Source organism: Actinophytocola sp. (assembly GCF_036402745.1).
In the GTDB taxonomy this organism is placed as follows: Bacteria; Actinomycetota; Actinomycetes; order Mycobacteriales; family Pseudonocardiaceae; genus Actinophytocola.
The window spans coordinates 1-24,505 of record NZ_DASWSJ010000243.1 but is presented as its reverse complement, the minus strand read 5'-3'; the positions used below and the strand labels follow the sequence as shown (position 1 = coordinate 24,505).

Genomic DNA, 24,505 nt, shown 5'->3' with positions numbered 1-24,505 from the left:
TCCGGCAGTGCCCGACACCTGGGCCAGCACCTGGTCCCGCGCCTTCTCCGCGTCCGCCAGGTGTCGTCGACGGTGGTGCGCGGCGGTCCGCGAGGTCGCTTAGCCGAGGCCCAGCCGGGCCGCGAGTGCCATCGCGTCGCGGGGGGCCTTGACCTTCGCGTCGTTGTCGAAGTACGCGTAGGCGTCGAGGCCCTCGGCGGTCCAGCGGCGGATCCGCTCCGCCCAGCCGTCCAGGGCCTCGTCGGTGTAGCCGCTGGTGTAGAGCTCGGTGCTGCCGTGCAGCCGGACGTAGGCGAAGTCGGCCGTCACGTGCTCCAGGTACGGCCAGCTCGCCGCCGCGTCCGCGATCACCACCGCGATGCCGTGCGCGCGCAGCAGGTCCAGGAACGCCGGGTCGGTGAAGCTCGGGTGCCGCACCTCCAAAGCGTGCCGCAGCGGGCGGTCCGCGTCGGTGGTCGTCCACGCCCGGCCGTCGAGTCGCTCGTCGTGCCGGGTCGCCAGCTGCGCCGCCGCGGTGGTCGTGCGCGGCAGCATGTCGAAGAAGGCGGCGAGCTGCTCGGCGTCGAACGCCAGCGTCGGCGGCAGCTGCCACAGCAGCGGGCCGAGCTTGGGGCCGAGCGCGAGCACCCCGGAGGCGAAGAAGTTCGCGAGCGGCGCGTCGATGTCGCGCAGCCTTTTCAGGTGGGTGATGAACCGGCCGCCCTTGACCGCGAACTCGAAGTCCGCCGGCGTCTGGTCGCGCCACGACTCGTAGCTCGACGGCCGCTGCAGCGCGTAGAACGAGCCGTTGATCTCGACCGAGTTGACCTGGCCGGACAGGTACTCGAGCTCACGCCGGTGGGCCAGCTTCGGCGGGTAGAACTCCCCGCGCCACGGCGGGTACACCCAACCCGACGTGCCGATCCGGACCCGGCCGGCCACGAGCTCAGCCGGCGCCGTCGAGGGCCGTGGAGAGCTTGTCGACGGTGAGCGCGATCTGCCACTCCCGCGCCCCGCCGGCGCGCAGCGCGTCGGCCACGGTGTCGGCGGACAGCTGCTCCGGCGGGCGCCAGCACGTCCGGCGCACCAGGTCCGGCTGCAGGAGGTTCTCGATCGGCAGCCGGTTCTCCTCGGCGATCGCCGCGAGCGCGGCCCGGACCGCGGCCAGTCGCGCGGCGGCCGCGGGGTCGCGGTCGGCCCAGCGGTTGGGCGGCGGCGGGCCGTCGTGCGGCGGGGACGGGTCGGGCAGGTCGCTCTTGGGCAGCCGGGCCGCCTCACGGATGGCCCGCAGCCAGGTGTCGGCGATCCGCCGCTGTGACCGGCCGCGGAACACCGGCAGCGCGAGCAGCGCGGCCTCGTCCTCGGGGGACGCGACGGCCGCCTGCACGATCGAGCTGTCCGGCAGCACCCGGCCGGGCGCGATGTCGCGTTGCCGGGCCAGCGTGTCGCGGGCCTCCCACAGCGAGCGGACCGTGGCCAGCCCGCGCGGCGAGCGCACCCGGTGGATGCCGGACGTGCGGCGCCACGGCTCGGCCCGCGGCGGCGGGGGCGGGGCGACGCGCAGCGCCTCGAACTCCTCCAGTGCCCACTCGAGCTTGCCCTGGGCCGCCAGCTCCGCCTCGAGGACGTTGCGCAGCGGCACCAGCAGCTCGACGTCGAGCGCGGCGTAGTCCAGCCAGTCCTGCGGCAGCGGCCGGCGCGACCAGTCGGCGGCGCCGTGGCCCTTCTCCAGCCGGTAACCCAGCAGCAGCTCCACCAGCGTGCCCAGCGCGACCCGCTCGTAGCCGGCGAGCCGGCCGGCGAGCTCGGTGTCGAACAGGCGGGCCGGGCGCAGGCTCAGCTCGGCGAGGCACGGCAGGTCCTGGGAGGCGGCGTGCAGCACCCACTCGGTGTCGGCGAGTGCGGCGATGAACGGGTCGATGCGGTCGTTCAACGCGACCGGGTCCAGCAGTACCGTGCCGGAACCCTCGCGGCGTACCTGCACCAGGTACGCGCGTTGGGAGTAGCGGTAACCGGAGGCTCTCTCGGTGTCCACCGCGATCGGTCCCTGGCCAGCGGCCAGTGCGTCCGAGGCCTCGCGCAGTGCCTCGAACGTGGCGACCACGTCCGGAGTGCCGTCCACTGGTTGGGTCAGCAGTACCGGCTCTGGCCGTGCCTCCTCGTCCGTATCAGTCCCCGATTCACCCACGGCGGATGACCATACGGGACGGACGTGCGCGATGTGCGCTCAACGTGCGGTTATGCGGGATCGAACACCGGCGGATCGGGGAGCGCATGTGCCCCGCGCCCCGATCCGCCGAGTGTCAGATCAGCGAATCACGCCGGCCCGCATGGCCAGCGCGACCATCTGTGCCCGGTCGCCGGTGCCCAACTTCCGGCCGATCCGCGAGAGGTGACTCTTCACTGTCAAAGCCGACAGGTTGAGCCCCTCACCGATCTCTTTGTTGGACTGCCCGTCCGCGACGAGCTGGAGAACCTCTACCTCGCGAGCGGACAACTCGCGTGGGGTGTTGTCGGTGCCAGGGACCCGCGTGCCCGTGGCGAGGATCGGCGCGACGCTCGGGTCGGCGTAGACGCCGCCTTCGAGCACTCGCCGAACCCCGTCGGTCACGACCACCGGCGAAGCCGACTTCAGCAGATAGGCCTGAGCCCCTGCTTGGAAGGCCGAACGCACGGCGTACGGATCGTCTGACGACGCCAGCACCACGATCCGCGGCCAACCATGGCCGCGAAGCTCGGTCACCAGCTCAATGCCACTGCCGTCCGGCAACCCGAGATCGAGTATTGCCAGGTCGCATGGCCCAGTGGCCAACGCCCTCGCCCTCGCCTCGGCCACCGTGGCGGCCTCATGGACGGTGCCCGCACCCATCTGGGTCAACCGGGCAGCTATCGCCTCCCTCAACAACGGATGGTCATCGACCACCAGCACCGAGAACAGCTCTTCCCGCGGATGCGGGACCATGTTCGCCGGCAACACGCCGGCTGGCGTGGTTCGAACGGCCTGACCTAAGCCGACGGCAGCCACGTCACTACCTCCCTGGAGTCGGTCGTGCCCCCCGACCTACACCGGGACCTTCGGCCAAACAGCCGCGCCGCCATTGGACCGAAAGTGGTGTCGACGTCCGCAGCCTAGCCCCCCAAGCGGGTTAGCGGGATGATCAATTCGTTATCTATCCAATCGAGACATCACTCCGGCGTGCGGAGGTAACACGATCGGGTGACTCTTCGTTGGTGACGTAACGGATAAGCGCCGGTACACGATGAAACGAGGTCGCGGTAGTGGACAACGGGGATTTCGAGCACGCCCGAACGCTGTTGAAGGCGACTCCTCTGGTCGATGGACACAACGACCTTCCGTGGGCGTTGCGGACGTTGCCCGGCGTCGACCCGTCGCGTTCCGACGGGTTCGGCGTCGACCTGCGGCAAGCCCAGCCGGACCTCCACACCGACCTCGGGCGACTGCGGGCCGGCGGGGTGGGCATGCAGTTCTGGTCGGTGTACGTGCCGTGCAGGCTGACCGGTGACGCGGCGGTGACCGCGGTGGTCCAGCAGTGCGAGCTGGTCCACACGCTGGCCGCGCGATACCCGGAGCATCTGCGAATCGTCTCCACCGCCGCCGAGGCCCGCGCGGCCTTCGCCGACGGCCGGATCGCCTCGATGCTCGGTGCCGAGGGTGGGCATTCCATCAACTCCTCTCTGGGTGTTCTGCGCGCCCTGTACCGGCTCGGGGTGCGGTACATGACGTTGACGCACAACGAGAACGTGCCGTGGGCCGACTCGGCCACCGACGAGCCCGCGGTGGGCGGCCTCACGGACTTCGGCCGCGAGGTGGTGGCCGAGATGAACCGGATCGGCATGCTGGTGGACCTGTCGCACGTCGCGGCGACCACGATGCGGGACGCCCTCGACGCGAGCACGGCCCCGGTGATCTTCAGCCATTCCTCGTGCCGGGCCGTGACCGACCATCCCCGCAACGTCCCCGACGACGTGCTGTCGCGGCTCGCCGGGAACGGCGGGGTGTGCATGGTGACGTTCGTGCCCTACTTCGTGTCGGACTCCTTGGTCGAGTGGGACAAGGGACTGCGGGACGCCATGGCCGCGGCGGGCGCGGACCATCGCGACGCGGACCAGCGGCAGCGGTTCATGGACGGCTGGTCGGGCCCGGCGCAGCCCACGGTGGGGATCGCCGAGGTGGTGGCGCACGTCGAGCACGCCCGCGAGGTGGCCGGCATCGACCACATCGGGCTGGGCGGCGACTACGACGGCGTGGGCTTCCTGCCGCAGGGCCTCGAGGACGTGAGTCGCTACCCGGCGCTGTTCTCCGCGCTGCTGGAGCGCGGGTGGAGCGAGCAGGACTGCGCCAAGCTCGCCGGTGAGAACGTGCTCCGCGTGCTGGCCGCTGCCGAGGAGGTGGCTGCGGCGGGCTGACCGGGGCTGACCGTCAGCCGACCGGCTGGGGTAAGGAGCTCATGAGCGCGACGTAGAACTCGGGGTTGCTGGTCTTGTAGAGCTGGTACCAGGCCTCGAGGGCCTCCGGGGACATGACGTCGAGCCGGGCGAGGACGTGTCGAGCGAAGTCGAGCGGCGCCGTGCCGGTGCCCGTGATGAGGTCGCCGTCGGTGACCGCGGGCGCCTCGACGTAATGGTCGGCGCCCGCGTAGCCGGGGGCGAGCTGCTTCAAAGCCTCGAGGTTGTTGCTGGTGTGCGGCCGGCTGTCGAACAAGCCGGCGTCGGCCAGCGCGATGGTGGCCCCGCAGATGGCTCCGACGGGCACGCCGGCGGCCAGGAACTCCGCCGCCTTGGCCGGGGCGGGCCGGTGTCGCTCCTCGGCCCAGGTGTCGGCCCCGGGCAGCAGCAGGACGGCCGCGTCGTCGGGGGTGAGCTCGGCCAGCGCGAGGTCGGGCTGGATGCGCACGCCGCCCATCGTGGTGATGGGCTCGCGGGAGACGGCGACCGTGCGTACCGCTAACGCCGTGCCCGGCTCCTTGAACATGCGTCCGGAGTTGAGCTCCGCGGTGAGGAACCCGGGCTCCCAGTCGGCGAGCGTGTCCAGCACGAACAGATAGGCGTAAGTCATGGTGCGAACGCTAGCCCGGCCCACCGACAAAAACGGCTCAGCTGCCCTGACGCTGGGAGAACATGCTTACGCCGACCGGTGGCAGGCCCACGACGCTGGCCATCAGGTCGCAGAACGCCTCGCCGTGCGGCGCCAGGTTCGCGTCCCGCGGCGTCCACGACGCGCGCAGCTCCAGGTCGTCGGTCCGCGCGGGGCCGGAGATGTCGCCGAACCGGGCCGACGACGTGTCGGTCACGGTCCCGCCCAGCGCGGTGTAGTCCGCGCCCGTCGCGGCGAGCGCGTCGGTCAGCCAGGACCAGCCGACGGTGGGCAGCAACGGGTCGTCGGCCAGCTCGGCGTCGAGCTCGGCCCGGACGTAGGCGACCACCCGCAGCACGCCGTCCCAGGCCTCCTGGCCCTCCGGGTCGTGGAGCAGGATCAGCCGCCCGGTCGCGAGCACGTCCGCCGGCCCGGTGACCTCCGCGGTGATCGCGAACGCCCACGGGGCCAGCCGTTGCGGCGGGCGAACGACACCGAGCTGCAACTCTGGCCGCGGGCGCACCGATTTGAGCGCCGTGACGGCCTGAGTGAACAGTTCAGGCGCTGCCGACGTTTTGGTCACGACTCGTAACTGTAGGACCACCCGATCAGTGACGGGGGACGGCACGCCGGACGGCGAGTCGAGTTCATGCGCACCGACAGTGGGCAAGATCAACGTGGCCGCCCATCTGGGGAGGTGTGGGCCGGACGGTGGTGCGGCGGCACGTGCCGATCGGCCCGGGCGCCGCCGGAGACGCGCGCAGCGAGCTGACCGGCGGCTATAGGTGTGCGGGCTCGGGCCGGCGGCGCCGGTGCGGCACGGTCCGCCGGGCGCCGCCGGGTCCGATACCGCGCCCGGCGGATCGGCGTGCCGCTCCGCGGCCCATGTTGTCGGTGTGCCGTGGCACGATTCATGGCGTTATGACTCCCGTGCCCGACACCGCCGCCCGCCCCGCCGAGCCGGCCGCCGCTCCGGCGCCGCTCCTGGTGGCCGCCGCCGGCGCCACGCCCGCCCATCCGCCGGTCTGGTTCATGCGCCAGGCCGGCCGGTCGCTGCCCGAGTACCGCGAGGTCCGCGAGGGCATCCCGATGCTGCAGGCCTGCTTCACGCCCGAGCTGGTCTGCGAGATCACGATGCAGCCCGTCCGCCGGCACGGCGTCGACGCGGCCATCCTCTTCAGCGACATCGTCGTGCCGCTCGTCGCCGCCGGCATCGGCGTCGACATCGTGCCGGGCACCGGCCCGGTCGTCGCCGAGCCGGTGCGCACCGAGGCCGCGGTCGCCGGGTTACCCGAGCTGCGGCCCGACCAGCTCGACGCGGTGGCGCAGGCCGTCCGGCTGCTCCGGGCCGAGCTGGGCGACACCCCGCTCATCGGCTTCGCCGGCGCGCCGTTCACCCTCGCGTCCTACCTCATCGAGGGCGGACCCAGCCGCCACCACGAGCGCACCAAGGCGCTCATGTACTCCGACCCGGCGACCTGGCACGCACTCCTGGCCGCGCTCGCCACCATCACCACCACGTTCCTGCAGGTTCAGGTCGCCGCGGGGGTGCAGGTGGTGCAGCTGTTCGACTCGTGGGCCGGCGCGCTGTCCGAGCGGGACTACCGCGAGTTCGTGCTGCCGCACTCGTCCCGGGTGCTGGCCGCTGTCCAGGGCGTGCCGAAGATCCATTTCGGGGTCGGCACCAGCGAGCTGCTCCCGGCCATGCGCGAGGCGGGCGCGGACGTCGTCGGCGTCGACTGGCGGCTCCCGCTCGACGAGGCCGTCCGCCGGCTCACGGTGCCCGGCGGGCCGGCGCCGGTCGTGCAGGGCAACCTCGACCCGGCCGTGCTCCTCGCCGACTGGGACGCCGTCGAGCGCGAGGTCCGGCGCATCGTCGACGAGGGCCGGGCGGCGGGCGGGCACATCGTCAACCTCGGCCACGGCGTCCTGCCCAACACCGACCCGGCCGTGCTCACCCGGGTCGTCGAGCTGGTACACAGCCTCACGCCATGAGCCACACAGTCGTCGTCGGCGGGGGCGTGACCGGGCTGGTCGCGGCCCACAGGCTGCGCGCCCGGCTCGGTCCGGACGCCCGGATCACGGTCGTCGAGCAGGCCGACCGGCTCGGCGGCAAGCTGCGCACGGTCGAGCTCGCGGGCACCCCCACCGACGTCGGCGCCGAGGCGTTCGTCCTGCGCAACCCCGCCGCCGCCGACCTCGTCGGCGAGCTGGGCCTCGGCGACACCTTGATCCATCCGGAGCGCGCGGCGGCCACCATCCGCGCCGCCGGCCGCACGGTCGCGTTGCCCCGCCGCACCTTCCTCGGCGTCCCCGCCGACGCCGAGCTGGTGCGCCCGGTGCTCTCCGCCGAGGGTGCCGAGCGCGCGGCCGCCGAGACCACGCTGCCCCCGCTGGAGATCCAGGACGACGTGCCGGTCGGCCAGGTGCTGGCCGAGCGGTTCGGCCGCGAGCTCGTCGACCACCTCGTCGAGCCCCTGCTCGGCGGCGTCTACGCCGGCCGCGCGGACCTGTTGGGACTGCGGGCCACCATGCCGGCCCTGGTCGACGCGCTCGGCCCGGCCGGCGGCTCGCTCACCGGCGCGGCCGCCCGCGTGCTCGGCACCCCGGCGCCCACCGAGAAGCCCATCTTCGGCGCCTTACGCGGCGGCATGGCCGTGCTCGTCGCCGGGCTGGCCGAGGCCGCCGACGTCAGGCTCGGCTACCCCGTGCGCGAGCTCCGGCGGGGGAGCGACGGCTGGCGCTTGGAGATCGGCAGCCCCGGCCGCGCCGAGGTCCTGCACGCCGACGCGGTCGTCCTCGCCGTCCCGCCGCCGGCGGCCCGCAAGCTGCTCGCCGACGTCGTGCCGGCCGCGGCCACCGCCTACGCCGGCATCGAGCTCGGCTCGATGGCCGTGCTCAGCATGGTCCTGCCCGACGGCGTCACGCTGCCCGACACCAGCGGCGTCCTGCTCGCGGTCGGCGAGCGGCACGCCGACGGCACCCCGTTCACCGCCAAGGCGTTCACCCACACCAGCGTCAAGTGGGGCGGCGCGCCGGTCCGGCTGCGCGCGTCGGTCGGCCGGGTCGGCGAGACCGAGCTGCTCCGCCGCGACGACGAGGACCTGCTCGCCGCCGTCCGGGCCGACCTCGCCGAGCTCACCGGCGTCACCGCGCCGCCCGTCGGCTGGGCCGTCACCCGCTGGGGCGGCGGCCTGCCGCAGTACGGCGTCGGGCACACCGCGGCGGTGTCGGCCATCGAGCGCGCGGTCGCCGAGGTGCCCGGGCTCGCGGTGGCCGGCGCGTCGTTCCGCGGCGTCGGCATCCCGGCATGCGTCGACAGCGCCACCGCCGCCGCCCACCGTGTCGCGGCGCACCTTCTGCAACGCACGGACGCCAAGTAGAGGACGATGAACCCATGGCCCGCCTGAACTACGCCGAGCTCAACGACACCGTCCGCTACACGATGTGGTCGGTGTTCCGCACCGAACCCGGCCGCCTCGACGACGACCGCGGGCCGGCGGCCACCGAGGCGAGTGAGTACCTCGACTCCTTGGAGAGCAAGGGTGTCGTCGTGCGTGGGGTCTACGACGTGGCGGGCCTGCGCGCCGACGCCGACTACCTGATCTGGTGGCACGCCGAGGAGATCGAGCAGCTCCAGGGCGCCTACGCGGGCTTCCGCCGCACCGCGGTCGGCCGCGCGTCCGCCCCCGTGTGGAGCCAGGTCGCGCTGCACCGGCCGGCCGAGTTCAACAAGAGCCACGTCCCCGCGTTCCTGGCCGGCGAGCCGGCGCGCAAGTACGTGTGCGTCTACCCGTTCGTCCGGTCCTACGAGTGGTACCTGCTCCCCGACGAGGAGCGGCGCTCGATGCTCGCCGAGCACGGGCACATGGCGCGCGACTACCCGGACGTGCGGGCCAACACGGTGGCGTCGTTCGCGCTCGGTGACTACGAGTGGATCCTCGCGTTCGAGGCCGACGAGCTGCCGCGCATCGTCGACCTCATGCGGCACCTGCGGGGCAGCACCGCGCGGCGGCACGTGCGCGAGGAGATCCCGTTCTACACCGGCACGAAGATCGCGCCGGCCGAGTTGGTCGCCAACCTGCCCTGACCGCCGTGCCGAGAGACACGCTCGCCGCCCTCTGGAAGGACGTCACCGGCACCGACGCCGGCCCGGTGACGTTCGAGGGTGACGAGCACGTGCTGGCCGGCCCGTACCGGGTGGCGCACGCGGCCGCCGCGTGCGTCGGCGCCGCCACCCTGGCCGCCGCCGAGCTGCTCCGCGAACGCGGCGGCACCCCCGCGCCGGTCAACGTCCACATCGGACACGCCGCGGAGGCGTTCCGCAGCGAGCGGCACGTCCGCGTGGCCGGCCGCGACGACCGCGGCCTGTGGGCGGCGCTGTCCGGCGACTACCGCGCCGCCGACGGCTGGGTCCGGCTGCACGCCAACTACCCACACCACGCCGACGCGCTCCTGCGCGCACTCGGCACCGAGCCGGACGGGGTGCGTGCGGCGGTGGCGGCACGCCCGGCCGTCGAGGTGGAGGACGCGGTCCTGGCGGCGGGCGGGGCGGCCGCGGCCATGCGCGACCGGGCCGGCTGGCTCGCCGACGGTCCCGGCGCCGACGTCCGGGCCGAGCAGCTCGTGTCGATCGAGCGGATCGACGACGCGCCGGCCCGGCCGTTCCCGCCGCTCGCCCGCGCGCTCGCCGACCGGATCATCGCCGAGCAGGCGCTCGCCGACCGTGCGGCGCCGGGTCACGTGCTGGCCGTGTGGCCGCTGGCCGAGCGGGCGCTGTCCGGCATCAGGGTGCTCGACCTCACCCACGTGATCGCCGGGCCGGTGGCCTCCCGCGTCCTCGCCGCGCACGGCGCGAGCGTCCTGCACGTCACCGACCCGAAGCGGCCCGTGCTGCACCGGCTCGTGCTGGACACCGACGTCGGCAAGCGGTCCTGCCACGTCGACCTCGACACCGACGCGGGCCGCGAGACGCTGCGCGGGCTGGCCGCCGACGCGGACGTGCTCGTCCAGTCCTACCGCCCGGACTCCTTGGCCCGGCGCGGTTTCGGCCCGGACCACCTGGCGGGGACGGGCATCGTCCTGGTGAGCCTGTCCGCCTACGGCCACACCGGCCCGTGGCGGACCAGGCGCGGGTTCGACAGCCTGGTACAGATGTCCTGCGGCATCGCCGCGGACGGCGGCGGCGAGCCCACCCCGCTGCCCGCGCAGGCCCTCGACCACGGCACCGGCTGGCTCGCGGCGCTGGGCGTCCTCACCGCGCTGCGCCGCCGCGCCCGCGAGGGCGGCACCTGGCACGTCCGCCTCTCGCTCGCCCGCACCGCCGAGTGGCTGCACGACCTCGGCCGCGACACCACGCCGCCCACCCCGGTCGACGCCACCCCCTGGCTCGACGAGACCGCCGGCGACTACGGCCTGGTGACCCACATCCGCGTGCCCGGCGCGCCACCCGGTCTCGCCGCCGCACGCAAACCCGGCCGCGACCCGGCCACCTGGTGGTGACCCCCGGGCCCGTGGCCTTCGCCCACGTCAGCGTCCTGCGCCTGGGCCAGCACCACGGCCGCGTCGCCTGCAACGAGGGATAGCTCGGGTCGCCGGTGGCCCATGGCGGTGCGAGCACCTCGGCGGTGCCGTGCGTGCTGTGGCCCGCACCTCAAACCTGTTGTCGACGCGGGGTCGACGGGCGTGCTGCCGTTCGAGAGCAGCACGCCCATCGACTACCCGCTACCGCCGGCCGTCGCCTTCCACGTGCGCGACGGCGGCCGGCTCGCCACTCACTTCCGGAGCTTGTACGCCCGGATCACGGTCTGCTTGACCGTGTTGCCGTCCCGGTCCGACGCCGACGCCCGCAGCGACACCGACGACGCGCCTGCCGGGTGGTGCAGCGCCGCCACCAGGTTGAACAGCACCGGCACCTGCTGCCAGGACTTGCCCTCGTCGTAGGACGCCTCGACGGTCAGCTCGCGCGGCCGTTGCAGCGCACCGGTCTCGTCCTGCATCGCCAGCGGCACCAGGAACGGCCGGCCCGCCGGCGCGCTGTTCGCCCCGTCGAGCACCGGCAGGAACCGCACCGTGTTCAGGGCCACCGCGGCCGGCTGGTCACCGTCCACATGGGACGAGGAGAACGTCCACTCGGCGCTGACCGCGGTCGTCACGTCGAAGTCCGCGGTCCGCACGGCCTCCGTCGTCAGGCGGTAGTCGCCCGCCGCCGCCGGCAGGTCGGTGAAGGAGCCCCACCCGGGATCGGTGGACTCGCCGACCAGCTCGTTGCCCAGGTACAGCTTGGTCGACCCCGACTTGACCGCCGAGTAGCCGGCGTTGCCGTCGGCATCGGTGAACAACGGGATGGACACGCCGATCTCGTCGGCGAACCGGTAGACCCACGGGAAGTCCGTCGCCGGCAGCCCCGGCCCGAACACCGCGTGGTTGAACCGCGCCGGGTACGAGCGACCCGGCCGGTAGGACCGCATCGGCGCGTCGAACTGCGCGACGGTGTTCCGGGCCGCGTCGTTCTGCCACAGGCTCGTCAGCCACCGCACGCCCTCGGTGGTGACGTACTCGGTGCGCTTGCCGGGCAGCGTGACGTCGAACCCGGCGCCGAACACGAACGCGCTGCCGGACTCGGGGAACGGGAACGCCAGCCGCAAGCCGCTGTGCCCCTCGCCGCCCGCGCCGAACTCCGCGTTCAGCGTCGCGAGGTCACGCCGGTCGACCACCTTGGTGAACCCGGTCGGGTACTCGCCCGGCGGATACCAGGCCAGGCCGTAGAACGCGCCGTCCGTGCCCAGCCACTGCGTGTTGACCGAGCCGTTCACCGTGGTGCCCGGCAAGGCCTCGCCGAGCTGTGCGGTGGACAGGATGCTCAGGTCGTCGGTGATGAACCCGCTGCTGAAGCCCGACGTCTCGGTGTCGACCGAGTAGCCGATGTCGCCGAGCGCGAGCTGGGCCTGCACCGGCGGCGTGACGCTCACCGGCTTGGCGATGCGGGGATCCACGTCGACCGTCGTGTCGCCGTCGAGCGCGAGGCCCGGCTGCGCGATCGAGTTGTAGTGCTTGCCCCCGGCGGTGACCACCAGGTGGTCGACCACGTACCGGCCCTTGGGCAGCCGCACCTGGACCGAGCCGTCGTCGTCGTACGGGAAGGCGAACGTCGAGCTGTCGAGCCCGATGAGCAGCGTGCTGTAGTCCGCCGTCGGCGCGCCGTTCTCGTCGACGTAGTTCAGCGTGAGGTTGTAGCTCTCGACCTCGCGGACGATCGCCACCGGCGTGCGGGTGGTCGAGCCGCCCGCGGTCGCCACGATCGCGCCGGAGTAGGCGCCGTCGACCGTGCCGAGCCTGGGGTCGCCGGTGACCGTCACCTGCGCCTGCCCGCCGGCGGGCACGGTGACCTCGGTGGCGCTCAACGAGAACACGTCCGCGGGTGCGCCGTCCGGGCCGGTCGCGTCGACCGACAGGGCGAGCGTCACGTCGCTGCCGCCGAGGTTGCGGTAGGTCACCGGCTTGCTCACCGGCTGGTCGTCGTCGTGCGGCCAGGCCACGGTGCCGAGACCGACGCTGGTCGGCTCGGAGACGACCGTCGCCTCGAGCGCGGTGGGCAGGTTGACCCGGCCGGCGCCCTGCTCGAACGCGGTCAGGCCCTCGTGCGCCGCGGCCGAGCCGGACAGCACCGCCTTGAGCTGCGCGCCGGTCCAGTCCGGGTGCTGCTGGGCGATGAGCGCCGCGGCACCCGCCACGTGCGGGGTGGCCATCGAGGTGCCGGACAGCGCCACGTAGCCGTCGGCGGCCGGGGCACCGATCTGGCCGTGCGCGGCCTTGGCGGCGACGATGTCCACGCCGGGCGCGGTGATGTCCGGCTTGATGCCGCCGTCGCCGACCCGCGGGCCACGGCTGGAGAAGATGGCGAGCTCGTCGTTGCGGTCGACCGCGCCGACGGTGAGCGCCGCGTCGGCGCTGCCCGGCGAGCCGACGGTGCCCGCGTCCGGGCCGGAGTTGCCGGCCGCGATCACGAACAGCGTGCCGTACTGCGCGGAGAGCGTGTTGACGGCCTCCTCGAGCGGGTCGATCTCCGCGGAGTCGCCGCCGCCGAGGCTCAGGTTCGCGACGTCGGCGCCTTGCTCGGCCGCCCACTGCATGCCGGCGATGATGCCCGACTCGTAGCCGGACCCGTTGTCGTCCAGCACTTTGCCGTCCAGGATCGACGCGCCCCAGGCCACGCCGCGGTACTTGCCGCCGGACTTGGCCCCGGTGCCGGCGACGATCGAGGCGACGTGCGTGCCGTGGCCGAAGTTGTCGACGTTGTCCGGCGCGTCGCTGAAGTTGTGCTCGGCGATCTCGCGGTCGGCGAGGTCCGGGTGGGTCTGGTCGACGCCGGTGTCGAGCACCGCGACCTTCACCCCGGTGCCCGTGTACCCGGCCGCCCAGGCGGTCGGCGCGCCGATCTGCGGCACGCTGTGGTCCAAAGTGGACTTCCGCTTGCCGTCGAGCCAGATCTTCGACACGCCGCCCGCCGTGGTGCGCGTGCTGGTGCCGTCGGTCAGCGCCTCCCAGGCGGCGCTCGACTTGGCCGCGGCGACCGCGATCCCGTTGACGCTGGGGAGATCCCGCGTGACGGCGGCGTCGGCGACCCGTGGCGCCCGCCGGCCGGCCGGGTGGGTGACGATCAGCGGCGTCGTGTCGCGCCGGGCGTCGTCGTAGCCGTACTCGAGGAGCGTGGTGATGTCGAACAGCCTGCGGTCGAGCTTGCCGGCCGCGACGAGCTCGCGCGCGTCGGCCGGGACGACGTAGGCGTGGCCCTGTGCGCGGAAGGCGGAGAACGCCATCCCGTCGCGGCCCTCGCCGGGTCGCACCGATCTTGCTTCGCCGTGCTGCACGGTGACCCGATCGCCCGTGACGAGCGTGATCGTGTTCGCCGTGGTCCCCCTGGCCGCCGCCGCGGCCCCTGGCGGGGCGCCGCTCGCCGCCTGGGTGGTGCTGAGCACCAAACCCAGTGCGGTGACGCCGACCCCGATCTTTCCGCCGATACGCACCTGTGACACCTCCGGTGGGTGGTGACCGGTGGGCGGCGGCCTAGCTATGCACATCGTGTATAGCTAGGCCTGTGGATCCCTCGCTGTGGAGAAAAGCCGGACGCCCCCAGTCCTCCATGCCGGAGAAACGTATCGGTCATCCGAATGGGTGACAATAGTCTGATTGAGCATTGCTGACGGGAAGTCACCGACGCGTGGTCACACCGCGTGAGTTGTCGCCCGGCCTCGAAATTGTCGGTGGCCGGGTCTAGCGTTCGCCCCGCCAGAGCCGGTCCAGGTCAGGGGACATCCGGCCGAGTCACGAGCAGTGGAGGCGACATGGTTACCAGGAGTACCGCATGGCCCGAGGGGACGCCGTGCTGGGTCGATCTCGTTGTGGACGATCTCGACAAGGCGATCCAGTTCTACGGTGGGCTGTTCGGCTGGGAGATCGAGAAGGGTGGTCCCGAGTTCGGCGGCTACTCGATGTGCAGGGTCGACGGCAAGAGCGTCGCCGGCATCGGCGACAAGCAGAGCCCCGACCAGCCGACGGTGTGGACCACCTACCTCGCCGCCGAGGACGTCGACAAGACGGCGGGCAAGATCGCCGAGGCGGGCGGCGAGGTGCTGATGGAGCCGTTCGACGTGATGGACGTCGGCCGGATGACCGTCGGCGTCGACCCGACCGGCGCGGCGTTCGGCGTGTGGCAGGCGGGCCAGCACATCGGCGCGGAGCTCGCGAACGAGCCGTCGTCGGTGGTGTGGAACGAGCAGATGAGCCGCGACCTCGAGACCGCGAAGCGGTTCTACACAGAGGTGTTCGGCTACACCTACGAGGAGGTCGACGACGCCGGCAACCCGTACGCGATGCTGAAGGTCCACGACGCGGTGGCCGGCGGGCTGGGCATCCTGGGCGCCGACACGGCGGCCATGATGCCGGCGCACTGGCGCGTGTACTTCTCGGTGCCGAGCACGGACGCGGCGGTGGAGAAGGTCACCGAGCTGGGTGGCCGGGTGCTGTCGCCGCCGGTGGACACCCCGTACGGCCGCCTGTCCGTGGTGAGCGACGACCAGGACGCCATGTTCGTGGTGATCCAGGGCAACTGAGTTTTTCCTGACGCCTCCGGCCGGGTGCGCGACGGCCGGGGGCGTTTTCCGTTGTGGGGCTTGGGAAAGCGGGGCGCGGCTGGCCTCCGGCCCCCGGTATCCATTCTACCGGCGCGCACCGACAGTTCCGGCCGTCCGCGAGCGGCCCTGTGGACAACGGTCCGCGCTTCCGGTCTCGGCCACCGGCCGCCGCTCCCGCCGCTGGGTGGGTGTCCGCCACCTACGCCGTCGCGGCCGGCTGTGGGTCGTGACCACATGGTCGATCGGCCAATCGGACCAACCGGGCCACTCCGCGTCGGCAAACCGTTGACTTCGGGTAGCGACTAGGCAACTCTTGACTCAATCACGCAAAAGTCGTACTAGACACTGCAAATTCTGATCACCCCGAAGTTTAATCGGTGACTGACCTACCCGCTCATGCCTGCGTCCCTCAACGGAGAGGTCCGGCCATGTCGGCTTTCGCCCTGCGTGCCCCGTGCTCCCCGCGCTCCCAGCGTTCGCATGCCCGTGCCCCACCTCGCTCGTCGGGCACGGCTCATCCGCATTCCCCTCGACAGGCTCGTCATCCCTGCGCGAGCCAGCCGCCCCGCCAGCCGTTGGGGCATCGCCACACCAGTCCTCATAGATGAGAGCGACGCAATGAGAGCGAAGCGTTTCGCGTCGTGGCTGACGGCCACCACGCTCATGACCGGTCTGCTCGTCGCGGCCGGCCACACCGCCTCGGCCGCGCCGGATCCCGCCGACCTGGCGCACGGCAAGCCCGTCTCGGTGACCAGCTCCAACGGCCAACGATCGGCCGGCAACGTCAACGACGGCAACCAGGAGACCTACTGGGAGAGCTCCACCGCCACCGAGCAGCAGGTGACGGTCGACCTCCGCGCGAAGGCCCGGCTCGGCAAGGCAGTGCTGAAGGTCCCGGCCAAGTGGGAGACCCGCACCCAGGTCCTGAGCATCCAGACCAGCACCGACGGCTCGACCTTCACCACGGCGACCGGCGCGCTCGCGCGCACCTTCGACCCCGACGCCGGCAACACCGTGACGATCCCGCTCGCCGCGGTCGAGGGCCGCTACGTCCGGGTCGGCTTCATCGGCGGCGGCAAGCAGACCACCGCGCAGCTCGCCGAGCTGCAGGTGTTCGCCGCCGACGTGTCCACCTTCGACCTGACCGACGGGCACCCGGTCACCGCGAGCAGCTCGCTCGGCGGGTACCCCGTGGGCAACGTCAACGACGGCAACCAGGCCACCTACTGGGAGAGCAACAACAACGCGTTCCCGCAGTGGGTGCAGGTCGACCTCGGCGCGGCGATCGCCACCAACCGCGTGGTGGTCAAGCTGCCGTCCAGCTGGCCGGCCAGGACCCAGACCCTGACCGTGCAGCGCAGCACCGACGGCCAGACCTTCACCGACGTCGTGGCCAACACCGGCTACCAGTTCAACCCGGCCAACAGCAACACGGTGACGATCAACTTCGCCGACACCACCACCCGGTACGTGCGGCTGCACATCACCGCCAACACCGGCTGGTCCGCCGGCCAGATCTCCGAGTTCGAGGTCTACGGCCCGACCGGAGGCGACACCTCGCCGCCGACCGCGCCCGCCAACCTCAGGTTCACCGAGCCGCAGGCCGGCCAGATCCGGCTGGACTGGAACGCGAGCACCGACAACGTCGGCGTGACCGGCTACAACGTCTACGCCAACAACGTGCTGCGCACCAGCGTCGCGGGCAACGTCCTCACCTACACCGACGGGCAGGCCGCCAGCGCCACGGTCACCTACACCGTGCGCGCCCGGGACGCGGCCGGCAACGAGTCGCCGAACAGCAACGCGGTCACCCGCACCGGCACCACGGCCGGCACGAACCTCGCGGTGGGCAAGCCCATCGCCGCGTCCGGCTTCGTGCACACGTTCGTCGCCACCAACGCCAACGACGACTCGGTGACGACCTACTGGGAGGGCAACGGCGGCGGCTACCCGAACACGCTGACCGTGAGCCTCGGCGCCAACGCCAGCGTCAGCTCCATCATCGTGAAGCTGAACCCCGACCCGGCCTGGGGCCCGCGCACGCAGACCTTCCAGGTGCTCGGCCGCGACCAGGACGCCACCGCCTTCACCAACATCGTCTCCTCCGCGCCGTACGGCTTCGACCCCGCGTCGGGCAACCAGGTGACGATCCCGGTGAGCGCGACGGCCGCCGACGTGCGACTCCAGTTCACCGCGAACACCGGCGCCCCGGCCGGGCAGGTTGCCGAGTTCCAGGTCATCGGCACGCCGGCGCCGAACCCCGACCTCGCGATCTCCGGGCTCACCTGGACGCCGCAGTCGCCGTCGGAGAGCAGCGCGATCACGCTGTCCGCCACGGTGAACAACCTCGGTGACCGCCAGTCCGGCGCCACCTCGGTCAACTTCTACCTCGGCACCACCAAGGTGGGCACCGCCCCCGTAGGCGTGCTCGCCGCGGGTGCGACCGCGACCGTGACCGCCGACATCGGCGCCAGGGACGCGGGCAGCTACTCGGTCAACGCCAAGGTGGACGAGGCCAACACGATCATCGAGAAGAACGAGACCAACAACGCCTTCACCAACCCGACGGCGCTCGTGGTCACCGCGGTGCCGACGTCCGACCTGATCGCCTCGCCGGTCAGCTGGACGCCGACCAACCCGCAGAACGGTGCCACGGTGACGTTCTCGGTGGCCATCCGCAACCAGGGCACGGTCGCCTCGGCCAGCGGCGCGCACGGCATCACGCTCACCGTCACCAACGCCACCACGGGCGCCGTGGTCCGCACGCTGACCGGCTCGGCCAGCGGCACGATCGCCCCAGGCGCGACGACCAGCCCGGTCAACCTCGGCACGTGGCCCGCCGCGAACGGCAGGTATACGGTCAAGGTGGTGCTGGCCACCGACGCCAACGAGCTGCCGGCCAAGCAGGCCAACAACACCACCACGCAGAACCTGTTCGTCGGCCGCGGCGCGAACATGCCCTACGACATGTACGAGGCCGAGGACGGCGTGACCGGCGGCGGCGCGTCCGTGGTCGGTCCGAACAGGACGGTCGGTGACCTCGCGGGCGAGGCCTCCGGACGGCGTGCGGTGACGTTGAACAGCAACGGTTCCTACGTCGAGTGGACCACCAAGGCACCCACCAACACGCTCGTGACCCGGTTCTCCATTCCGGACTCGGCCGGCGGTGGCGGCATCAACTCGACGCTGAACGTCTACGTCGACGGTGCGTTCCACAAGGCGATCAACCTGACGTCGAAGTTCGCCTGGCTCTACGGCGCCGAGGCGGGCCCGGGCAACTCGCCGGGCTCGGGCGGGCCGCGGCACATCTACGACGAGGCCAACGTCCTGCTCAACTCGTCGGTGCCGGCGGGCCACACGATCCGGCTGCAGAAGGATCCGGCCAACAGCACCACCTACGCGATCGACTTCGTCAGCCTCGAGCAGGTGGCGCCGGTCGCGAACCCGGACCCCGCGCGGTACACCACGCCGACCGGGCTCACCCACCAGGACGTGCAGAACGCCCTGGACCGGGTCCGGATGGACACCACGGGCACCCTGATCGGCGTCTACCTGCCGCAGGGCGACTACCAGACGTCGAGCAAGTTCCAGGTGTACGGCAAGGCCGTGCGCGTGGTCGGCGCCGGGCCGTGGTACACGAGGTTCCTCGCACCGTCCACACAGGAGAACACGGATGTCGGCTTCCGTTCCGAGGCCACGGCGAACGGGTCGGTCTTCACCGGCTTCGCCTACCTCGGCAACTACACGTCCCGCATCGACGGCCCGGGCAAGGTGTTCGACTTCAGCGGCACGGCGAACACCACGATCGACAACATCTGGGTCGAGCACATGGTGTGCCTCTACTGGGGCGTGAACACCGACAACATGACGATCAAGAACAACAGGATCCGTGACATGTTCGCCGACGGTATCAACATGACCAACGGCAGCTCGGGGAACCTGGTGTCCAACAACGAGGCCCGTGCCACGGGTGACGACAGCTTCGCGCTGTTCAACGCCCAGGACGGCGGGGGCGGCGAGGTCACCGGCAACACCTTCGAGAACCTGACGACGATCCTGACCTGGCGGGCGGCCGGCATCGCGGTGTACGGCGGCTACAACAACGTGTTCCGCAACCTGTACGTGGCGGACACGCTGGTGTACTCCGGCATCACGATCAGCTCGCTGGACTTCGGCATCCCGATGAACGGGTTCGGCGCCTCCCCGCCGACGAGGTTCGAGAACATCTCGATCGTCCGCGCGGGCGGGCACTTCTGGGGCGCGCAGACGTTCCCGGGGATCTGGGTCTTCTCGGCGTCGAAGATATTCCAGGGGATCCGGGTGTCCGATGTGGACATCGTGGACCCGACCTACAGCGGCATCATGTTCCAGACGAACTATGTCGGCGGGCAGCCGCAGTTCCCGGTCGCGGACACGGTGTTCACGAACGTCTCGATCAGCGGGGCGCGCAAGAGTGGTGACGCCTTCGACGCCAAGTCCGGGTTCGGCATCTGGGTCAACGAGATGCCGGAGGCCGGGCAGGGGCCGGCGGTCGGCTCGGTCACGTTCACCAACCTGGTGTTGACCAACAACGCGCAGGACATCAAGAACACGACCACCACCTTCACCATCAACCGGAACTAACTCGAAAGGGGTGAACGCGGTGCCGCCGGCCTGCTCCGGCGGCACCGCCAGTTCTTGTCGGTGCCCCGTCGTAACGTCTCTCCCATGACGACGAACAAGGTCACCTCAGCGGACGGCACGCTCATCGCCTACGAGTTGCTGGGCTCCGGCTCGTCGGTCGTGGTGGTCGGTGGGGCCACGTGCGACCGGGCCAGGATGTCCGGTGTTTCCACGGAGCTCGCGCGGCACCACGCCGTGGTCAACTACGACAGACGCGGCCGGGGCGAGAGCGGGGACACCGCGCCGTACGAGGTCGCGCGCGAGGTCGAGGACCTGGCCGCGCTCATCGCGGACGTCGGCGGCTCGGCCGCTCTGTACGGTCATTCGTCCGGTGCCGCGTTGGTGCTGCACGCGCTGGCGGCCGGCCTACCCGTCACCCGTGCCGTGCTGCACGAGCCTCCGTACGCCTCCGCCGACATGGTGGCGGGGTCGCGTGAGTACGCCGCCTCGCTGGCGTCGTTACTCGAGGCCGGCCGTCACGACGACGCGCTGGCGCTGTTCTTCACCATCACCGGGCTGCCCTCGTCGATGGTGTCCGCGTGGCGCGCCGAGCCGTGGTGGCCGGCGGTGGCCGCACTGGCCCCGACGCTGGCGTACGACTCGGCGGTCATGGGCCACCCGACGGGCGGCACGGTGCCGCTCGACCTGGCGCGCGCGGCCACAGCCCCCGCGCTGGTCCTGGTCGGCGGTGCGTCGCCGGACTGGATGCTGGACACGGACCGCACGCTGGCGGAGGCCATGCCGGCCGGGCAGCTGCGCGTCCTGGCGGGCGAGGGACACGTGGTGGAGCCACCGGTACTGGTCCCGGTGCTGACAGAGTTCTTGTCTGCCCGGTAACGCACCGGCCGACGGCGGCGACCCCCACCGCTCAGTCGCCGCCGCACTGAGCGGCGCGTGGGCGCCAGTGGTGCACGTGGCCGCTCGGTAGCTCTTGGCCGTCCGGGGCGGGGTGCGGTTGTCGAGTCCGGCACCGGTCACGGTGGTCGCCAGCCTGTCCGCGTCGCTCCAGCCCGGTCCGGCGAACCGGCCCGGTCCTAGCCGATCTCGACGCCTGTCAGGCGCGCGCACGCGGTCAGCAGGCCCTCCTGTACGCGGGGGTCACTCGCCGCGGGGTGGGCCTCGCGCGGGCGCCGGTGGTAGAAGTAGCCGCCGGTGCCCGTCGCCAGGGGGTCGTCGCTCGTGGCCAGCCATGCCTGGGTTTCGCTGCCCTGGGACAGGTCGTCGGGGGCGCCGCGGCCGCCCATCCTCGTCGGCACCCAGCCGGGGTCCACGACGTTGGACCGCACCGACGGCCACCGCTGGGCTACGGCGAACGCGAGCACGGTGTCCCACAGCTTCGAGTCGGCGTAGGCCTGCGAACCGTTCCAGCGCTTGCGTTCCCACTGGAGGTCGTCGAGGGCGGGGTCGCCGCCGCGGTGCATGCCCGAGCTCAGGTACACGAGCCGGTGCGGCGCCGGGATCAGCGCGGTGAGGAGGTACGGCGCGAGCACGTTGACCGCGAACACGTGCGCCAGCCCGTCGACGGTCACGGTGCGCCGGCGTTCCTGGTAGCCGACCGCGGCGTTGTGGATCACGGCGTCGAACGGGCCGGCCTCCGTGGCCTGCTCGGCGAGCTTGCGGGTCTCGTCGATGCTGGCGAGATCGCCCACCAGCACGCCGGCCGCACCCGGCGCGGCCCGCCGGGTGTCCTCGGCGCGGCGGTCGTTGCGGGCATGCAGCACGACGTCGTGGCCCTCGTCGATCAGGCGCTCACCGGCCATCAGCCCGAGCCCGTCGGCCGAGCCGGTGATCAGGATGCGGGACATGGCAGCTCCTCCAGGCTCCACAATGCCCGCCCGCGCCCGACCGTGCAGGGCTGGCTGGCCACAGAGCTAGCTGGCCACCTCGTCGAGCCGGTGCAGCAGACGCTGCTGGACGTCCTCACCGGTGGCGAAGGGCGAGTCGGGCCACTCGTCGGGCTCGCGCTCGTCGAGCAGGTCGGTCGCCTCCAGCACCCAGGTCGTCGCGCCGGCGGAGGCCAGGCCGGGAGTGTCGGCCAGCGCCTCGATGCCACCGGCCTGCTGGATCTGCTGCAGCGCCTCGCTGAGGTCGGCGACGTCGAGCGCCTCCTCCTCGTCGTCGGCGTCCTCGCCGTCCCACGCGTCGTGGTAGGCCTCCTTGCCGGCCTGGATCACGGCCAGCTCGTCGGTCACCACGAAGTCCACCCGGTGCAGGACCGTCAGCTTGGCCGCCGGCTCGTCGGACTCCTCGACATCCTCCTCGGCGTCCCCGAGCGAGTCCTCGAGATCCTCGGGATCGACGTCGTCCTCGTAGTAGAGGCCGTCGTCGTAGGAGTAGTCGTCCTCCTCGTCGAGGCCGAGCGGCGGGACGGTGCCGGTGAACTCGAACTGCGTGTCCGCGTAGGCGGTGGCGGCGGCCTCCAGCTGCTCGCCGGCCTCCGCGATCGCCTCGGCGTCGGCGTCCGCGCCGGTCAGCTCCAGCAGCGCCGCGCTGTGCTGGCGGACCGCCTCGACCAGGTTCGCCGCCGCGGTCCGGAACGACTCGCGGGCCTCATCGGTCCACTGGGTGTCGTCCTCGTCCAGCTCACTCATTCGCGCCCATCCCTCACCGCGGCGCCGGGGCGGGCCGCACCGCGCGGGACGCTACCCGAGCACCCTCGCCACACCACGCCGAGGATGGCGGCGAGCGGCGGCACGGTCTGCGCTATCGGCCGCGGCGGGTTGGTAGCGCGACTGCGCTGAGCGAGTAGCACCGTGAGACGCCCGGATCCCGACCTGGTTATGTGCTCGTGACTTTCCCATCGCCAGACAGGGGCCAGGCAGGGCCAGACAGGGGATTGCCGCGTTCCGGTCAGGCCGGCCAGCGCCCCGGAGCGTTGCTACTCACCGTGACCACGGCCGCTCCCGGCGCCCAGGTGCTGACGCCGGCCGGGCGCGCCGAAATCGCCGGTAGGCAGGGTTGTCGGGGCGGCCGGCGGGGTCCGGCGGTGGTCGCGCGGGGGATCCGCCGAACGAGTGACCGGCAAATATCCACCCGAGACAGTTCCGGTACGGCCGGTAATTTTGTCCGGCCACACAATAGAATTCGACCGGCCGCGCAATTGTCCGTTGTGGATGCCCGGCACGTGTCCGGCTATCGGATCTGCCGGGAACGCCCGCCGCTGTTCGGCGCAGATATGCGCCCGCTCACCGCCGGGCACCCATCCGCGCTGGCATTTCCCGGACCCCAGGTGGTACGGGCTTTCCCCGGCGTCGCCGGGCAGGCCGGGGCCATGGCCACGGGGCCCGCCACGCGCCGTGCACGCGGCGCCTGCACGTGCAGACGGCCCTTTTGGCCCGAAAAGCCCTTAGTGGCCAGGGAGTTCGGGTCCCAATCGTAATCTGCGGGCATTCCACAATATGCGGCCGGGCCGTAATCTCATATCCAGTAACCCTTACGACGGACCGCACCGAAGTCGTAGCCCGCTATTTCCTCGTTGTTTCCCCGACCGTCCCTAACCCGCAGAAATCCCCTCAGAACCACTCCTCGCCGAGAGTCGTAGGCCCCGGCGACGCCCCCTGCGTCCCCTCCAGCACCGCGGATCAGGTCGTCGTCCTTGGCGCGCCGAAATGGCACGCGTCCCTATGCCGATCAGCGGGGCTTTTTCGACTAACCGCAGCTGGAGGCCCGGCATGAGGCCTAACCACGTCCTCGGGCGGAGCTCGCCGCCCTACCGAGTCCTTGTTCCGGTCCGGCCGTCGGGCAGCGGCCTGCACCGTGCAGCACACCGCCCGATGGCCGAGGCACCAGTGGACGGCGCCCGCCTGGCGCTGTCCGTCGGGGTATTGGTCGCGGTCCCATTGTTGGCACTCAACTTGCGTCCCGCCGTGACGAGCGTGGGCGCCATGCTCGCCGATATCCGGGCGGGCACCGGAATGTCCGCCGTACTCGCCTCCGCGGTCGTCGCGGCACCGGTCTGGTGCTTCGCCGTCGGCGGGGCCTTGGCGTGGACGATGCGATCCCGGTTGGGAACGTCCCGCACCGTGTCGCTCGCCTTGGTCGTACTGGCCGCCACGCTCGCCGCGCGGGTTATGGCGGGGCCTTATCTCCTAATCGCCGGAACGGTCGTCGCGTGCCTCGCGATAGCCGTGCTCGGCACCTTGTTGCCGGTCATCACCCACGCGGCACCCGCGCGCGCCTGGGCGATGCTCACCGGCTGTTACGTCGCGGCGATGGGTGGCGGGAGTGGTCTTGGCGCTCTCGTCACCCCACAAGTTGCCGGAAAGAGCTCGTGGCAGCTCGGGGTGAGCGGATGGGCTCTCCTCGCTGCCGCGGGCTGGGCGGCCTGGCGGGTCGCCGCGCGGCGGTTCACCGAGCCTCCCCCGGTGGCCGCCGCGAGACGTGTCGGCCGGGGTCGGCTCGCCCCGGCCGGCACGGCGTGGTCCCTGACGATCCACTTCGGACTGACCTCGGGTTTCACGTTCAGCATCATGGGCTGGCTGCCCAGCATCCTGCGTGACCACGCGCACGTCGACGCGCCGACGGTGCGGTGGCTGTTCACCGTCGCCATGGCGCTGGGCGTGCCGATCGCGTTGCTGGTGCCGCGCTGGGCCCGCGCGACCAGGGCCCAGTCCGGGCTCGCCGTCGCGCTGGCCGC

At 72.0% G+C, this 24,505-nt stretch carries 17 protein-coding genes; 9 read left to right on the top strand and 8 right to left on the bottom strand.

Annotated elements, in window-relative coordinates; translation table 11 throughout:
- Nucleotides 1-99 precede the first annotated feature (99 nt).
- The 3 genes from VGD70_RS22750 to VGD70_RS22740 all read right to left on the bottom strand — a co-directional run bounded on the left by VGD70_RS22750 (nucleotide 100) and on the right by VGD70_RS22740 (nucleotide 3,004).
- Nucleotides 100-921, bottom strand: coding sequence for a DUF72 domain-containing protein (locus tag VGD70_RS22750; protein WP_331084535.1), 822 nt, complete (start codon nucleotides 919-921; stop codon nucleotides 100-102).
- A gap of 4 nt (nucleotides 922-925) precedes the next feature.
- Nucleotides 926-2,167 (bottom strand): HRDC domain-containing protein, encoded by a 1,242-nt coding sequence (locus VGD70_RS22745; RefSeq protein WP_331084533.1) that lies wholly within the window; start codon nucleotides 2,165-2,167, stop codon nucleotides 926-928.
- Between the two features lie 120 nt (nucleotides 2,168-2,287).
- A complete protein-coding gene (locus tag VGD70_RS22740; protein ID WP_260191334.1) occupies nucleotides 2,288-3,004 on the bottom strand; it encodes a response regulator in 717 nt (238 codons plus the stop codon).
- A 254-nt stretch (nucleotides 3,005-3,258) separates the two neighbouring features.
- On the opposite strand from VGD70_RS22740, the gene VGD70_RS22735 reads away from it, so the two are divergent.
- Complete coding sequence (locus tag VGD70_RS22735) at nucleotides 3,259-4,407, top strand: dipeptidase (protein ID WP_331084530.1); 1,149 nt, start codon at nucleotides 3,259-3,261, stop codon at nucleotides 4,405-4,407.
- A 13-nt stretch (nucleotides 4,408-4,420) separates the two neighbouring features.
- Here the strand turns inward: VGD70_RS22735 and VGD70_RS22730 are convergent, their stop codons facing one another.
- A complete protein-coding gene (locus VGD70_RS22730; RefSeq protein WP_331084528.1) occupies nucleotides 4,421-5,056 on the bottom strand; it encodes a type 1 glutamine amidotransferase family protein in 636 nt (211 codons plus the stop codon).
- Between the two features lie 37 nt (nucleotides 5,057-5,093).
- Nucleotides 5,094-5,657, bottom strand: coding sequence for a DUF3000 domain-containing protein (locus VGD70_RS22725; RefSeq protein ID WP_331084526.1), 564 nt, complete (start codon nucleotides 5,655-5,657; stop codon nucleotides 5,094-5,096).
- 338 nt (nucleotides 5,658-5,995) lie between these two features.
- Here VGD70_RS22725 and hemE point away from each other — a divergent pair, with 338 nt between their 5' ends.
- Genes hemE through VGD70_RS22705 form a run of 4 tightly spaced genes read left to right on the top strand, consistent with a single transcriptional unit; the run spans nucleotide 5,996 to nucleotide 10,576 of the window.
- Nucleotides 5,996-7,069, top strand: coding sequence for a uroporphyrinogen decarboxylase (gene hemE / locus VGD70_RS22720; protein WP_331084524.1), 1,074 nt, complete (start codon nucleotides 5,996-5,998; stop codon nucleotides 7,067-7,069).
- On the top strand, nucleotides 7,066-8,457 hold the full coding sequence (gene hemG / locus VGD70_RS22715) for a protoporphyrinogen oxidase (RefSeq protein ID WP_331084522.1): 1,392 nt from the start codon (nucleotides 7,066-7,068) through the stop codon (nucleotides 8,455-8,457). Before hemE ends, hemG begins: the two co-directional genes overlap by 4 nt.
- A gap of 14 nt (nucleotides 8,458-8,471) precedes the next feature.
- Nucleotides 8,472-9,164 carry a hydrogen peroxide-dependent heme synthase gene (hemQ, locus tag VGD70_RS22710; protein ID WP_331084520.1) on the top strand — a complete coding sequence of 231 codons (693 nt, stop codon included), beginning with the start codon at nucleotides 8,472-8,474 and terminating at the stop codon, nucleotides 9,162-9,164.
- 5 nt (nucleotides 9,165-9,169) lie between these two features.
- A complete protein-coding gene (locus VGD70_RS22705) occupies nucleotides 9,170-10,576 on the top strand; it encodes a CoA transferase (RefSeq protein ID WP_331084518.1) in 1,407 nt (468 codons plus the stop codon).
- Between the two features lie 272 nt (nucleotides 10,577-10,848).
- Here VGD70_RS22705 and VGD70_RS22700 read toward each other — a convergent pair whose 3' ends face one another.
- On the bottom strand, nucleotides 10,849-14,100 hold the full coding sequence (locus tag VGD70_RS22700) for a S8 family peptidase (RefSeq protein WP_331084516.1): 3,252 nt from the start codon (nucleotides 14,098-14,100) through the stop codon (nucleotides 10,849-10,851).
- A 318-nt stretch (nucleotides 14,101-14,418) separates the two neighbouring features.
- On the opposite strand from VGD70_RS22700, the gene VGD70_RS22695 reads away from it, so the two are divergent.
- The 3 genes from VGD70_RS22695 (at nucleotide 14,419) to VGD70_RS22685 (ending at nucleotide 20,706) form a co-directional block, all read left to right on the top strand.
- Nucleotides 14,419-15,186 carry a VOC family protein gene (locus VGD70_RS22695; protein WP_331084514.1) on the top strand — a complete coding sequence of 256 codons (768 nt, stop codon included), beginning with the start codon at nucleotides 14,419-14,421 and terminating at the stop codon, nucleotides 15,184-15,186.
- Nucleotides 15,187-15,825: 639 nt separating this feature from the next.
- Nucleotides 15,826-19,830 (top strand): discoidin domain-containing protein, encoded by a 4,005-nt coding sequence (locus VGD70_RS22690; RefSeq protein WP_331084512.1) that lies wholly within the window; start codon nucleotides 15,826-15,828, stop codon nucleotides 19,828-19,830.
- A gap of 84 nt (nucleotides 19,831-19,914) precedes the next feature.
- Entirely contained in the window at nucleotides 19,915-20,706 is a 792-nt protein-coding gene (locus tag VGD70_RS22685) for an alpha/beta hydrolase (protein WP_331084510.1), read from the top strand.
- 197 nt (nucleotides 20,707-20,903) lie between these two features.
- Here the strand turns inward: VGD70_RS22685 and VGD70_RS22680 are convergent, their stop codons facing one another.
- Both VGD70_RS22680 and VGD70_RS22675 read right to left on the bottom strand, forming a co-directional pair.
- Nucleotides 20,904-21,674 (bottom strand): SDR family NAD(P)-dependent oxidoreductase, encoded by a 771-nt coding sequence (locus VGD70_RS22680; protein ID WP_331084508.1) that lies wholly within the window; start codon nucleotides 21,672-21,674, stop codon nucleotides 20,904-20,906.
- 66 nt (nucleotides 21,675-21,740) lie between these two features.
- Entirely contained in the window at nucleotides 21,741-22,460 is a 720-nt protein-coding gene (locus tag VGD70_RS22675) for a hypothetical protein (RefSeq protein ID WP_331084506.1), read from the bottom strand.
- A gap of 1,275 nt (nucleotides 22,461-23,735) precedes the next feature.
- Here VGD70_RS22675 and VGD70_RS22670 point away from each other — a divergent pair.
- A partial coding sequence (locus VGD70_RS22670) for an MFS transporter (RefSeq protein ID WP_331084504.1) occupies nucleotides 23,736-24,505 on the top strand: 770 nt, incomplete at its 3' end.